General features: G+C 65.4%; 13 protein-coding genes and 1 pseudogene. 12 read left to right on the top strand and 2 right to left on the bottom strand.

Annotation, left to right across the window (positions count from 1 at the left end; translation table 11 throughout):
• Nucleotides 1-215: 215 nt before the first annotated feature.
• Both AC0L3A_RS12960 and AC0L3A_RS12955 read left to right on the top strand, forming a co-directional pair.
• On the top strand, nucleotides 216-452 hold the full coding sequence (locus AC0L3A_RS12960) for a GntR family transcriptional regulator (RefSeq protein WP_326956081.1): 237 nt from the start codon (nucleotides 216-218) through the stop codon (nucleotides 450-452).
• Between the two features lie 8 nt (nucleotides 453-460).
• Entirely contained in the window at nucleotides 461-817 is a 357-nt protein-coding gene (locus AC0L3A_RS12955) for an aminotransferase class I/II-fold pyridoxal phosphate-dependent enzyme (protein WP_473254487.1), read from the top strand.
• Between the two features lie 794 nt (nucleotides 818-1,611).
• Here the strand turns inward: AC0L3A_RS12955 and AC0L3A_RS12950 are convergent.
• Complete coding sequence (locus tag AC0L3A_RS12950) at nucleotides 1,612-2,358, bottom strand: TetR/AcrR family transcriptional regulator (RefSeq protein ID WP_456766009.1); 747 nt, start codon at nucleotides 2,356-2,358, stop codon at nucleotides 1,612-1,614.
• Nucleotides 2,359-2,495: 137 nt separating this feature from the next.
• Here AC0L3A_RS12950 and AC0L3A_RS12945 point away from each other — a divergent pair, with 137 nt between their 5' ends.
• A complete protein-coding gene (locus AC0L3A_RS12945) occupies nucleotides 2,496-3,695 on the top strand; it encodes a cytochrome P450 (protein ID WP_473254486.1) in 1,200 nt (399 codons plus the stop codon).
• Nucleotides 3,696-3,944: 249 nt separating this feature from the next.
• Here AC0L3A_RS12945 and AC0L3A_RS12940 read toward each other — a convergent pair whose 3' ends face one another.
• Nucleotides 3,945-4,085 carry a hypothetical protein gene (locus AC0L3A_RS12940; protein ID WP_231189001.1) on the bottom strand — a complete coding sequence of 47 codons (141 nt, stop codon included), beginning with the start codon at nucleotides 4,083-4,085 and terminating at the stop codon, nucleotides 3,945-3,947.
• A 288-nt stretch (nucleotides 4,086-4,373) separates the two neighbouring features.
• Here AC0L3A_RS12940 and AC0L3A_RS12935 point away from each other — a divergent pair, with 288 nt between their 5' ends.
• From AC0L3A_RS12935 to AC0L3A_RS12895, 9 genes and pseudogenes are all read left to right on the top strand, one after another.
• Nucleotides 4,374-5,576 carry a cytochrome P450 gene (locus AC0L3A_RS12935; RefSeq protein ID WP_473254485.1) on the top strand — a complete coding sequence of 401 codons (1,203 nt, stop codon included), beginning with the start codon at nucleotides 4,374-4,376 and terminating at the stop codon, nucleotides 5,574-5,576.
• Between the two features lie 94 nt (nucleotides 5,577-5,670).
• Nucleotides 5,671-6,960 carry a cytochrome P450 gene (locus AC0L3A_RS12930; protein WP_456766007.1) on the top strand — a complete coding sequence of 430 codons (1,290 nt, stop codon included), beginning with the start codon at nucleotides 5,671-5,673 and terminating at the stop codon, nucleotides 6,958-6,960.
• A gap of 1 nt (nucleotide 6,961) precedes the next feature.
• The gene (locus AC0L3A_RS12925) at nucleotides 6,962-7,270 is read left to right on the top strand and encodes a ferredoxin (RefSeq protein WP_231188988.1); all 309 of its coding nucleotides are present in this window, start codon (nucleotides 6,962-6,964) and stop codon (nucleotides 7,268-7,270) included.
• A complete protein-coding gene (locus AC0L3A_RS12920; protein WP_473254519.1) occupies nucleotides 7,257-8,102 on the top strand; it encodes an SDR family oxidoreductase in 846 nt (281 codons plus the stop codon). Before AC0L3A_RS12925 ends, AC0L3A_RS12920 begins: the two co-directional genes overlap by 14 nt.
• Nucleotides 8,102-9,445, top strand: coding sequence for a cytochrome P450 (locus AC0L3A_RS12915; protein ID WP_317245093.1), 1,344 nt, complete (start codon nucleotides 8,102-8,104; stop codon nucleotides 9,443-9,445). Before AC0L3A_RS12920 ends, AC0L3A_RS12915 begins: the two co-directional genes overlap by 1 nt.
• Before the next feature lie 99 nt (nucleotides 9,446-9,544).
• Nucleotides 9,545-10,543 (top strand): polyprenyl synthetase family protein, encoded by a 999-nt coding sequence (locus tag AC0L3A_RS12910; RefSeq protein WP_317245092.1) that lies wholly within the window; start codon nucleotides 9,545-9,547, stop codon nucleotides 10,541-10,543.
• 299 nt (nucleotides 10,544-10,842) lie between these two features.
• Nucleotides 10,843-12,393 carry a hypothetical protein gene (locus tag AC0L3A_RS12905; RefSeq protein WP_473254484.1) on the top strand — a complete coding sequence of 517 codons (1,551 nt, stop codon included), beginning with the start codon at nucleotides 10,843-10,845 and terminating at the stop codon, nucleotides 12,391-12,393.
• Nucleotides 12,390-13,292 carry a terpene synthase family protein gene (locus tag AC0L3A_RS12900; RefSeq protein ID WP_473254483.1) on the top strand — a complete coding sequence of 301 codons (903 nt, stop codon included), beginning with the start codon at nucleotides 12,390-12,392 and terminating at the stop codon, nucleotides 13,290-13,292. The genes AC0L3A_RS12905 and AC0L3A_RS12900 overlap by 4 nt, the downstream gene beginning before the upstream one ends.
• A pseudogene (locus AC0L3A_RS12895) lies at nucleotides 13,279-13,545 on the top strand (type 2 isopentenyl-diphosphate Delta-isomerase); the annotation flags it as partial. The gene AC0L3A_RS12900 and the pseudogene AC0L3A_RS12895, both read left to right, overlap by 14 nt.
• Nucleotides 13,546-13,548: the final 3 nt, after the last annotated feature.

The following is a 13,548-nucleotide window of genomic DNA, read 5'->3' as shown; positions in this document are numbered from 1 at the left end:
CTGATTGCGGACGTCGAGGCAGTGTACCGCCCGATAGCATTCATCTTGGCGCAAGTCGCCGGACCGATGCCGTGGGATTTGCTGACAGGGAGTGCCTCCACGAAGCCGGGGCTCATCTCCGGCGTGATGACGTACTGGCCGTTTGCCGCGCCAGGCTTTCTGCAGATACGCGCCGGCCGCGGAAACTCGCGTCCGAGGGGGCGCGCTAGCTCGCCCTGGTCAGTGCTCTGGAGCGGGACATCGCTGACGGTCGGCTGTCCGATGGCGACTGCCTTCCGCCGCACCTTGAACTGGCACGAGAGCTCGGCCTGTCCGTCGGCACCGTCAGCAAAGCCTATCAGAAGGCCGAACAACGCGGTATCAGCGGACATGTCGGGCAGGGAACCTTCGTCCGGCGTCATTCGCCGCGCAGGCCGAGGCGGCCACGGCATGACATGAACCGGTCAATTTAGCGCTGAGCGTGCCCGGCCACGGAAGCGAAACGCAGGTCCTGTCCGCGTTGTTTGGCGAGGTGGTGCGCGAACCTGATCTTGCACTGTTGTTGGGCTACCATCCTCACGCTGGCCTTTCCCAGGGACGTGAAATCATCGCAGCCTCGCTCTCTGACAACGCCTTTACGGTCGCGCCGGCACAGCTGATTCTGTGCAACGGCGCCCAGCACGCGATCGATGTCGCCCTGCGCTTCGTGGCAAAACCCGGCGACAGTGTCTTGGTGGGTGCTTTCACTTATCCCTGCTTCAAAGCCATCGCCGCGCCAGCCACCGTAATTTGGTGCCCGTGGACATGGATGAGGACCGAATCGACCCTGAGGCGCTGAAAAAGCCTGCCGGGCGTCCCGAGCGCGAGTGCTCTATTGCCTGCCGACGTTGCAGAGCCCCACGGCTCGCACGCTGAGTCTTGACCGCGGGGGCGCATCGGTGAATTCGCCGAGGAGCTCGATCTCGCCATCATAGAGGATGACGTTTACCGCTTTTTCTTCCCCGAGCGTCCTGTGCCGATCGCCTCATTGGTGCCGGCCCTCTCCTTCTAAATCACGTCCTACTCCAAATACCTTGCGCCAGCCTTCAGGCTCGGGACAGTGACAGTCCCGCCGGCCTACATCGCTCAAACTCAGCTCCTCCTGCACGCCTGTGCCTGGTTTGTTGCTCAGGTGTCAGGCGAGACTGTGGTGCGGTTGATTGCGAGCGGAAAGCTGGAAGAACTTCTGCGTGAGCGGCGGCGTCAGGCGCACGAACGTTACGGGGTGCTCCTAGACTTTTTCCCAATGCCGCAAACTTCAGTTCTCAGCCTTCTACGGATAGTTGCAGTTGCCGCAAGAGTGGTCCGCAGATCGGTTTACGGCCGCTGCGCCAGGACGAGGCATACTTGTCCCCCCCCCGCATCGCCTCAGCGGTGGGAAAGGGGGATCCTGGCGCCATTCGCATCTGTTTTGGCGCCCCCAGCGATCCTAAAGAACTGTCCGATATATTTCAGATACTTCGGGACATTATGGCTCGCCGGCCAGTAAACGTCGCTTCTCACGCGTAGGTGTCCGTCTTCGTTTCGGTACGCGTGGCGAATCCCTTCGCACGACAGCCCCTTTTCTTGGCTGCGACGATAGATTGGCTGCCATCAAGCCGGTGCTGCCGAACTAAAGAGATCACCGATGGAAATTCTCGGCCAGGTCTCGGTCTGCCGAGCGGCTTTAATCTTCGCCGACCAAGCGTCGATGAGACTGTCGAGGACCAATCGTCCGTTGCCACGAGTATCCGGCCATTTCATCGTTGGTGTTCCCAGTGGCAGCGAGATCACCCCATGCGCCGCCGATAGCAGGGCGGTCGCGAGGCGCTCCGTCAGCCTTGGCGTCGCCTCCACCCCTAATTCGGAAAGATACTCCGCCATCGAGGTCACAAATAGCCCGTAGCCCTTTCGTGCGATCTCAGTTTCACCGAAATAAACCCCGTCGGGAAAACGCCTGTCCTCGACTGTGCCGGCCATCGAATAGAGCGATCGAAAATGATCGGGGTTGTTCACCCAATACTCGATATAGGCCTCCATGACACGCCGCAGCCGGACCTCACCGCTGGAATGAAGCGCGCGGACTTGGTCGAGCCGATCCGCCATTTCCTCGAGATTCCTCTCCTTCACTGCCAGCAGCAGCAGGATCTTGGTCGGAAAGTATTTGAGAACCGTACCCTTCGAGTAACCGAGCGCATCGGCGATCTTCTGGATCGAAACGGTTTCGAGTGTGCCGCTCGCGAACTCCTTTCGCGCTGTTTCCAGGATTCGAGCCTGCAACGCGCGCTTGTCAGCTTCTTGGCGTGCGCGCTTCTGAAAGCGTCGCATCCCCTTGGAGTTTCCTGATCTCTCGGCCGACATCCAATCTCCGCCTGGTCTGTCCTGCAGCTACATGGCTGTTATCACGAGCAAAAAACGCCGCTCCATTCTTAGCTTGCCACCTTCTGCGATAAATGACTATAGTCAATTAAGTTGAAGCGACCAAACGGAGGCAAGCAGTGGCAACGTCAGCACGCGAGTATGCCTGCAGCGATTTCGATCCGTTCGACTGGGACACTCGCATCGACCCCTATCCGGCCTATGCCGAGCTTCGTGCGACGGCACCCGTCGTCCGGCTCGAGAAATATGGCATCTTCGCCGTGCCGCGTTTTGCCGAGATCAAGGCGGTCTTTGCTGACCATGTGAACTTCAGCAATGCCGGTGGTGCTGGCATCATCAATTATTTCAAGGAGAAGCCGTGGCGTGCGCCAAGCATCGTCCTCGAAGCTGACCCGCCGCTACATACACGCACCCGAAAGGTGCTAGCTCGGATCATGTCGCCGGGTGCCATGCGGGGGCTCGAGAACGGTTTCAAGGCCAAGGCCGCCGCGCTGGTCGATGAACTCATTGAAAAGCGATCGTTCGACGCCGTCCGCGATCTTGCCGAAATATTTCCGGTGACTGTATTTCCGGATGCTCTGGGCATCGACAATGAGGGCCGCGAAAATTTTCTGACCTACGGCGCAATGGTGTTTGCCGGCATGGGGCCGGAGAACGATTATTTCCGAACTCTGATGGCCAAGGCACCTGAGGTTTTGCCTTGGGTTGCCGCGAAATGCCAACGGGACGCCTTGGCTCCCGGCAGTTTTGGCGCACAGGTCTACGAGGCCGCCGATAGCGGCGAAATTACCCATGACGAAGCGCCTCTGCTCGTCCGGTCCTTTCTTTCGGCGGGACTGGATACGACTATCAGTGCAACAGGCATGGCCCTCTTTAGTTTGGTCCGTCATCCGGAGCAGTGGGCCATTCTGGCCGCCAATCCTTCGCTGGCGCGCGGCGCGTTCGATGAGAGCCTGCGCTATGATTCCGCCGCACCTTACGTCTTTCGGACCACACCGCATGAAACCGAGATCGCAGGGGTGCCGATCGGTAAGCACGAGAAAGTATTGCTGCTGATTGGTTCTGCAAATCGCGACGAAACGCGGTGGGAGCAGCCCGACCAGTTCGACATCACCCGGCGCGTCTCGGGCCATATCGGCTTCGGCACCGGGATCCATGGCTGCGTGGGGCAAATGGTCGCGCGGCTCGAAGGCGAAGCCGTTCTGGCCGCCTTGGCGGCGAGCGTCGCATCAATCGAGATAACGGGCGAGCCGGTATACCGCGACAGCAGTGGATTGCGGGCCCTCAGCTCACTGCCGGTACGCGTTACGACGAAATAGCGCCAGCCCGGGCTCTTTGCGGCGGCTGTCATTGCCCGCCAGGACGGCTGGCGGACCTGCTTCCTTTGCGAGCTTATTGCCCGAAAGGTGTTGTCGTGCAAGCGCCGCTGCTTCTTCGACGTAGTTGCTATAGTTCAGCACGCCTTTCGCATGGAAGTTCGTTGAACCGAGAAGGGATCTTGTTCTTGAAAAGGAGCTCCCAAGGGCCCGAAGGATCAACGATCGCCTTGATAACGTTTGCATCGAGAATCAACGCGGGCCCTCTATCAGCCTTGCGAAATACGCCATCGTCATCGTGGCGAACCCCAGGCAGGTCACCAGATCAATGCCGGCGGCGAGCAGCGCATCGCGCTGCAAGTCCGTGCTCTCGCCGTCGGAGTCCGACGACACGCATGTAGCCAACCAACATAGGCGGATACGCATCGGAAATAGGTTTCCGTATTGCAGCGCGTGGCGGCAGAGTTTTCCGCATATTTTTTGCGCCACCGAGCGTTTAGTTTAGGACGCTACTACAAGATTCGGTAGTTGGCTAAAGCCACTTTGAGGCCCTAGGTTCCGGCCGCCGTCCCCGCCGATCCTCATCATCGACGAACAGAAGCGAACGCAAGCGCACGTGAAGCCCGCACCGTCTGCCGGTCACCTTCCGCCCTTCCATCGCGTAGAGACTGAAGTGTCACCATGTCCGAACAACTCTTGCCGACGCTGCCGATGTGGCGCGTCGATCACATCGAGCCCTCGCCCAAGATGTTGGCGCTACGCGCCAACGGTCCGATCCACCGCGTGCGCTTCCCGTCCGGGCACGAAGGCTGGTGGGTGACAGGCTACGACGAGGCCAAGGCGGTGCTGTCCGACGCGGCGTTCCGGCCCGCGGGAATGCCGCCGGCGGCATTCACCCCGGATTCGGTAATTCTCGGTTCGCCGGGGTGGCTGGTCTCGCACGAGGGGGGCGAGCATGCCCGGTTGCGCACGATCGTGGCGCCAGCCTTCAACGACCGCAGGGTGAAGCTGCTCGCGCGGCAGGTCGAGGCGATCGCCGCGCAGTTGTTCGAGACGCTGGCGGCCCAGCCCCAGCCCGCCGACCTGCGGCGCCACCTCTCCTTTCCGCTTCCGGCCATGGTCATCAGCGCGCTGATGGGCGTGCTCTACGAGGATCACGCGTTTTTCGCCGGCCTGTCTGACGAGGTAATGACGCACCAGCATGAAAGCGGCCCGCGCAGCGCGTCGCGCCTGGCTTGGGAAGAACTGCGCGCCTACATTCGCAGCAAGATGCGGGACAAGCGCCAGGATCCGGGCGACAACCTGCTGACGGACCTGCTCGCGGCGGTCGACCAGGGCAAGGCGACCGAGGAAGAGGCGATCGGTCTGGCCGCGGGCATGCTGGTGGCGGGGCACGAGAGCACCGTCGCGCAGATCGAATTCGGCCTGCTGGCCATGTTCCGCCATCCGCAACAGCGCGAACGCCTGGTCGGCGATCCATCCCTGGTGGACACGGCGGTGGAGGAAATCCTACGCATGTACCCGGCGGGCGTGGGCTGGGACGGCATCATGCGCTATCCGAGGACCGACGTGACCATCGCGGGCGTGCATATTCCCGCGGAGAGCAAGGTGCTGGTCGGACTGCCTGCGACGTCGTTCGATCCGCGCCATTTCGACGACCCGCAAATCTTCGATATCGGGCGCGCCGAAAACCCGCACCTGGCGTTCTCCTACGGTCCGCACTACTGCCTCGGCATGGCGCTGGCCAGGCTGGAACTCAAAGTGGTGTTCGGTTCGATCTTCCAGCACTTTCCCGCGCTGCGCCTGGCCGTGGCGCCGGAAGAACTGAAGTTGCGCAAGGAGATCATCACTGGCGGGTTCGAAGAGTTGCCGGTGCTCTGGTGATGCGCGGACACCGCCGGGAATCGCGATCTTCTCCGCAATTTGCCGGCGCGCCTGGCGCGCGCCGTTCCGATCAGCAAGCCAACAGTTAACCAAGATGGACGTGCAAGAAACCACGGCAGCATGCCGGGACGCCTTCGCCGAACTGGCGTCGCCAGCGTGCATCCACGACCCGTATCCGTTCATGCGGTGGTTGCGCGAGCACGATCCGGTGCATCGCGCGGCGTCGGGCCTCTTTCTGTTGAGCCGCCACGGCGACATCTACTGGGCGCTCAAGGCCACGGGCGATGCGTTTCGGGGACCGGCGCCGGGCGAACTGGCGCGCTATTTCCCGCGTGCAGCGACCAGCCTGTCGCTCAATCTGCTGGCGTCCACGCTGGCGATGAAGGACCCACCGACGCATACGCGTCTGCGCCGGCTGATCTCGCGCGATTTCACCATGCGCCAGATCGACGACCTGCGGCCGAGCATCGCGCGCATCGTCGCAGCGCGCCTGGACGGCATGGCGCCCGCGCTGGAGCGCGGGGAGACGGTGGACCTGCATCGGGAATTCGCGCTGGCCTTGCCCATGCTAATCTTCGCCGAACTGTTCGGCATGCCCCAAGACGACATGTTCGGGCTCGCCGCCGGCATCGGCGCCATTCTGGAAGGCCTAAGCCCGCACGCCAGCGATCCCCAGCTTGCCGCGGCGGACGCGGCCAGCGCCAGGGTGCAGGCCTACTTCGGCGACCTCATAGAGCGCAGGCGCACCGATCCCCGCCACGACATCGTGTCGATGCTGGTCGGCGCACACGAGGACGATGCCGACACGCTGTCGGATGCGGAGTTGATCAGCATGCTGTGGGGCATGCTGCTGGGCGGCTTCGCCACCACTGCCGCGACCATCGACCATGCGGTCCTGGCGATGCTGGCGTATCCCGAACAGCGGCACTGGCTGCAGGGAGACGCCGTGGGGGTGAAGGCATTCGTCGAAGAGGTCCTGCGCTGCGACGCGCCCGCCATGTTCAGCTCCATTCCGCGTATCGCCCAGCGCGACATCGAACTAGGCGGCGTGGTGATCCCGAAGAACGCGGACGTGCGCGTGCTGATCGCGGCCGGCAATCGCGACCCGGACGCCTTCGCCGACCCCGACCGCTTCGATCCCGCGCGGTTCTACGGCACCAGTCCTGGCATGTCGACCGACGGGAAGATCATGCTGAGCTTCGGCCACGGCATCCACTTCTGCCTCGGTGCGCAACTGGCCCGGGTGCAGTTGGCCGAGAGCCTGCAGCGGATCCAGGCGCGCTTCCCCACGCTGGCATTGGCCGAGCAGCCGAGCCGGGAGCCCTCCGCGTTCCTTAGGACGTTCCGCGCGTTGCCGGTGCGGCTGCATGAGCACGGGGACTGAGATGCGCGTCGTGGTCGACCAGGATATGTGCGGAACCACCGGGCAGTGCGTGTTGACGCTGCCGGGCACCTTTCGCCAGCGCGAACCGGACGGCGTGGCCGAAGTGTGCGTGGCGACGGTCCCGCAGGCGCTGCACGCCGCCGTGCGGCTCGCGGCCAGCCAATGCCCGGTCGCCGCCATTAGGGTCATCGAAAGCGACGCTGGCGATGACGAGCGCGCCACCGCCGACCCTGCGCCTTCTCCGGCCGAGGCCGAGCGGCATGCCGCGAAAGACCAACGCAATCGACGAGGACACGATGGGACGGTTTGAAGGCAAGGTGGCCGTGATAACCGGCGCCGGCGCCGGTATCGGCAAGGCATGCGCCCTCGCTATCGCGCGCGAGGGCGGCAGAGTGGTGGTGGCCGACATTGACGGCGCGGCGGCCATCGCCTGCACCGCGCAGATCGCGGCCGAAGCGGGCCACGCGCTGGCCCTGGCGATGGACATCGCCGATGCGCAGGCGGTGGCAGCGCTGTTCGAGACGGCGGAGCGGCACTTCGGTGGGGTCGACCTGCTGGTGAACAACGCGAGCGCCATGCATCTGACCCCGCGCGACCGCGCGATCCTCGACCTGGATCTGGCGGTCTGGGACCAGACCATGGCGACCAATCTGCGCGGCACCCTGCTCTGCTGCCGGCAGGCAATCCCACCGATTATCGCCCGCGGCGGTGGCGCGATCGTCAACATGTCGTCATGCCAGGGGCTCAGCGGTGACACCGCGCAGACGTCCTACGCCGCGTCGAAGGCGGCGATGAACATGCTGTCGGCCTCGCTCGCCACCCAATACGGTCATGCGCGGATCCGCTGCAACGCGGTTGCGCCGGGTCTCATCATGACCGAGCGTCTCCTCGCCAAGCTGGACGAGGGCATGCAACGGCATCTGCGCCGGCACCAGCTCCTGCCGCGCGTCGGCCGTCCCGAGGACGTCGCCGCGCTGGTGGCGTTCCTGCTTTCCGAGGATGCTGCGTTCATCACCGGCCAGGTCGTGTGCATTGACGGCGGCATGCTGGCGCATGTGCCGACGTACGCCGACGGTGGCAACAGCCGCGCCGCCCGGCCTGCCGGCAACACCGCCGAAGCGGCTGCGGCGCCGCGCTGCTGATGGACATGCTGCTCAACCCGCTGGCGCGTCGGCACCGGCTGCGGTACGACATCCCGATCGTGCCCGGCGCTTTCCCCCTGGTCGGGCATCTTCCCGCCATCGTCTGCGACCTGCCGCGCCTGCTGCGGCGCGCGGAACGGATGCTGGGCAGCCACTTCTGGCTGGATTTCGGCCCTGCCGGACACCTGATGACCTGCGTGGATCCGGACGCGTTCGCGCTGCTCCGGCACAAGGACGTGTCCTCGGTGCTGATCGAAGAGATCGCGCCCGAATTACTTGGCGGAACGTTGGTCGCCCAGGACGGCGGCGCGCACCGGCAGGCGCGCGATGCGATCAAGGCGGCGTTCCTGCCCAAAGGGCTGACTCAGGCCGGCATCGGCGACCTGTTCGCGCCCGTCATCTGGGCGCGGGTGCAGGCGTGGCGTGACCGCGGCGACGTAACCATCCTGCGCGAAACCGGCGACCTGATGCTCAAACTCATCTTCAGCCTCATGGGTATCCCCGCGCAGGACTTGCCAGGATGGCATCGCAAGTACCGGCAACTGCTGCAGTTGATCGTCGCGCCCCCGGTCGACCTGCCCGGGCTGCCCTTGCGGCGGGGCCGCGCCGCCCGCGACTGGATCGACGCGCAGTTGCGCCAGTTCGTCCGCGACGCGCGCGCGCATGCCGCGCGCACCGGGTTGATCAACGACATGGTAAGCGCCTTCGATCGCAGCGACGATGCGCTCTCCGATGACGTCCTGGTCGCCAATATCCGCTTGCTGCTGCTTGCCGGTCACGACACCACCGCCTCGACGATGGCCTGGATGGTGATCGAGCTGGCGCGGCAGCCTGTGCTGTGGGACGCCCTGGTCGAGGAGGCGCAACGCGTGGGCGCGGTGCCGACCCGGCACGCGGACCTGGCGCAGTGTCCGGTCGCTGAGGCCCTGTTCCGCGAGACGCTGCGCGTGCATCCGACGACCACGCTCCTGCCGCGTCGGGCGCTGCAGGAATTGCAACTCGGCCAACGGCGCATTCCCGCGGGCACCCATCTGTGCATCCCGCTGCTGCATTTCTCGACCTCGGCGCTGCTGCACGAGGCGCCTGATCAGTTCCGCCTGGCGCGGTGGCTGCAACGCACGGAGCCGATCCGGCCGGTGGACATGCTGCAGTTCGGTACCGGCCCACACGTCTGCATGGGCTACCACTTGGTGTGGCTCGAACTGGTGCAGTTCTGCATCGCTTTGGCGCTGACCATGCACAAGGCCGGGGTGCGGCCGCGGTTGCTGAGCGGCGTCGAAAAAGGCCGGCGTTATTACCCGACCGCACATCCGTCCATGAAAATCCGCATCGGATTCTCATGAGCTGGCATCGCTTGCGCCTGTGTGGCGAGGCAGCGACGCCGGCAACACCGCGGCGGCCCGCTCTGGCCGTCTCCTGTCAGGTACAAGGACATGAACAGCATGCAGACCGGTTCCACGCTACACGACGACCGAACTGGCGTTTCCGCGCTCGGCGGATTGGGCGCGCAGGCGCGCGGCGCTTCCGGCAGGCTGATGCCTGAGATCTGGATGCAGGACGGCGCAAAGCGGGTCGAACAAGCGCTCGCGCGTCGTCTCTGCGTCGAAGACAAGGGTGAGACCGAGCTGATCGCGGCAATGCGCTACGCCACCTTGCATGGCGGGAAGCGCACCCGCGCCTTGCTCTGTCTGGCTGCCGGCACACTGGCCGACACGCCGGCGCATATGCTCGACGACGTCGGCGCCGCGATCGAGATGATGCACGCCTGTACCCTGGTCCACGACGACCTGCCCGCGATGGACAACGACGTGCTTCGCCGCGGCCTTCCGACCGTGCATGTCAAGTTCGGCGAAGCCACCGCGATCCTGGTCGGCGACGCGCTGCAGGCGCACGCCTTCCTGACCCTGGCGAGCCTGGATGCGCCGGGCGACAATCCTATCGCGCTCGTGCGCGAACTGGCGCAGGCGGTGTCCGCCGAGGGTGCCGCAGGCGGGCAGGCCATCGATCTGTCGCTGGTCGGAAAGCACGTCGAGCTGGACAGGATCGTCGCGATGCACCGGATGAAGAGCGGAGCGCTAGTGCGCGCGTCCGTTCGCATGGGCGCGCTATTCGCCATCGCGGAGGATGCCGCGCACGCTGCGCTGTACTGTGCGCTCGATCGCTACAGCGCCTGTTTCGGCCTGGCGTTGCAGGTGGTCGATGACATTCTCGATGCGACGGCGGATACCGCGGCGCTGGGCAAGACCCCCGGCAAGGACGCGGCGGCGCAGAAGCCGACCTGCGCGTCGATCATGGGGCTGCAGGCTGCGCGCCAGTTCGCGCTCGATCTGTTGCGCGACGCCGGAGAGGCCATCGTCCCGCTGGGGCCGCGTGCGGAACGGTTGGGGCAGATGCTGCAGCGGGCCAACGCGCACCTGTTCAAGCACGCGCCATGCGCATGAGCGCGCCCGTGCGCATGGAGTCGCCCTTGTGCCGCTGCGATCAGCCGGCGGTAGCGGTGCATGCTGCACCGTGTCCGAGTCCGCGGCGCCCATCGCAGCGGTTGCCCTGCACGGCCGCGGCGCGCTGCGGCCAAGCCTATGCGGCGGACCGGCGCCAGCGTCGGTGGCAAGTCGCCGCGCCAGAGCAGTGCGGCCGTCCGGCGCTGCCCATCGGCCGGGCCGCGACGGACCTGCGGCGACGTGTGCGGCGTCTGCCCGATCCTGGTTCTCGTCAACCGTCTGCAGAAGGAACATCCCGCGTGAACGCGCAGTCCGAACAGATCCTTTCCGAATTGCGCCACCTGCTGAGCGAGATGAGCGACGGCGGCAGCGTCGGTCCGTCCGTCTACGACACGGCGCGAGCTCTGCAATTCCACGGCAACGTCACCGGTCGGCAGGACGCCTACGCGTGGCTCATCTCGCAGCAACAGGCCGATGGCGGATGGGGAAGCGCGGACTTCCCGCTGTTCCGTCATGCGCCCACGTGGGCGGCGTTGCTGGCATTGCAACGTGCCGATCCTATTCCCGGCGCTGCCGACGCGGTCCAGGCTGCAACCCGGTTCCTCGAACGCCAGCCCGATCCCTACGCGCATGCGGTGCCGGAAGACGCGCCGATCGGCGCGGAGCTGATCTTGCCGCAATTTTGCGGCGAGGCCGCATCCTTGCTGGGCGGCGTGGCGTTTCCGCGCCACCCGGCGCTGTTGCCGTTGCGGCAAGCGTGCCTGGTCAAGCTGGCGGCGGTGGCGACGTTGCCGAGCGGCCATCCGTTGCTGCACTCCTGGGAAGCCTGGGGGACCTCGCCGACCACCGCATGCCCGGACGACGACGGCAGCATCGGCATCAGTCCGGCGGCCACCGCCGCGTGGCGTGCGCACGTCCTGACACAGGGGAGCACGCCGCAGGTCGGGCGCGCGGACGCGTATCTGAAGGCGGCATCGAAGGCGACGCGCAGCGGCATCGAAGGTGTCGTTCCCAACGTCTGGCCGATCAACGTGTTCGAACCATGCTGGTCGCTGTACACCCTGCATCTGGCCGGGTTGTTCGCGCATCCCGCGCTCACTGAGGTGATGCGCGTGATCGTCGCGCAGCTCGATGCCCGCCTTAGCGTGCGCGGTCTCGGCCCGGCCTTGCACTTCGCGGCCGATGCGGATGACACCGCCATTGCGTTGTGTGTCCTGCGCCTTGCAGGCCGCGACCCGGCGGTCGATGCGTTGCGCCAATTCGAAAGCGGCGAGCTGTTTGTCACCTTCCCCGGCGAGCGCAATGCCTCGATGTCGACCAACATCCATGCCCTGCATGCGTTGCGACTGTTTGGAAAGCCTACCGCCGCCGCCAGCGCCTATGTCGAAGCCAATCGCAACCCGGACGGTGTATGGGACAACGAAAAATGGCACGTTTCATGGCTGTATCCCACCGCGCATGCCATCGCTGCGCTGGCGCAAGGCAACTCCCAGTGGCGCGACGAGCGCGCGCTGGCGGCGCTGCTGCGCGCGCAGCGCGACGACGGCGGCTGGGGCGCCGGTCGCGCGTCCACATTCGAGGAAACCGCCTATGCGCTGTTCGCGTTGCACGTGATGGACGGGAACGAAGAGCCGACAGGGCGCCGGCGCATCGCGCAGGCGGTGGCGCGTGCGCTGGAGTGGATGCTCGCCCGCCATGCGGCGCATCCATTGCCGCAGACGCCGCTGTGGATCGGCAAAGAACTATATTGCCCCACGCGGGTCGTGCGCGTGGCTGAACTCGCCGGGTTGTGGCTGGCACTTCATTGGGGGCGGCGCGCCCTGGCCAAGGGAGCAGGAGCGGCGCCATGATCCAGACCCAACGCGCGCTGCAGCAGGTGCTGGAGTGGGGGCATTCCCTGACCGGGTTCGCCGATGAGCATGCCGTGGAAGCAGTCAGGGGCGGCCAGTACATCCTGCAGCGCATCCATCCGAGCCTGCGCGACGCCAGCGCCCGCACCGGCCGCGATCCGCAGGACGAAACGCTGATCGTGGCGTTCTATCGCGAACTGGCGCTGCTGTTCTGGCTCGACGATTGCAACGACGTTGGCCGGATCGCGCCGGAGCAGCTCGCCGCGGTGGAGCAGGCGCTGGGGCAGGGCCTGCCGTGCGCGCTCCCCGGATTCGAGGGCTGCGCGGTGCTGCGCGCCTCGCTGGCCGCACTCGCCTACGATCGTCGCGACTATGCTCAGCTTCTCGACGATACCCGGCGCTACTGCGCAGCGCTGCGCGACGGACCCGCGCAGGCGGCAGGGGCGGAACGCTGGTCCTACGCCGAGTACCTGCACAATGGCGTCGATTCGATCGCCTACGCGAATGTGTTCTGTTGCCTGTCATTGCTGTGGGGGTTGGACATGGCGACCTTGCGCGAGCGTCCGGCATTTCGCCAGGTCCTGCGGCTCATCTCCGCGATAGGGCGTCTGCAGAACGATCTGCATGGACGCGACAAGGACAGGACGGCGGGCGAGGCCGACAACGCGGCGATCCTGCTGCTGCAGCGCTATCCGGCTATGCCTGTGATGGAGTTCCTCAAGGACGAGCTGGCCGGCCATACGCGCATGCTGCACCGCCTGATGGCGGAAGAATGCTTTCCCGCGCCGTGGGGAGCGTTGATCGAGGCCATGGCCGACATCTGCGCGCAGTACTATCAGACCTCGACCAGCCGCTATCGCAGCGACGCCGCGGGGGCAGGCCAGCGTGCGCCGGGCTGAACGCGCGGGAGGCGGAGGCGAGCGCCCGCTCCCCTCGGTCAGATCGGACGCAACGCCGTCGCCCGATGCAGCGAGCATGAGCGACACCGCCATGAGCCCGTGCAAGGACGACTATCTGGACGTCGTGCTGGATCGGCGAACGGCACCGGCTCCGATCGCCGACGGCTGGAAGTATATAGGTTTCGAACACTGCGCATGCGACTTGGACCTGACGCAGATCGAGCGCTGCGCCTGGCTGGTGGGCAAGATCATGGCG

Source organism: Bradyrhizobium sp. MI1.3 (assembly GCF_055811695.1).
The sequence above is the reverse complement of the archived record's forward strand: the minus strand, read 5'-3'. Positions and strand labels throughout refer to the sequence as shown.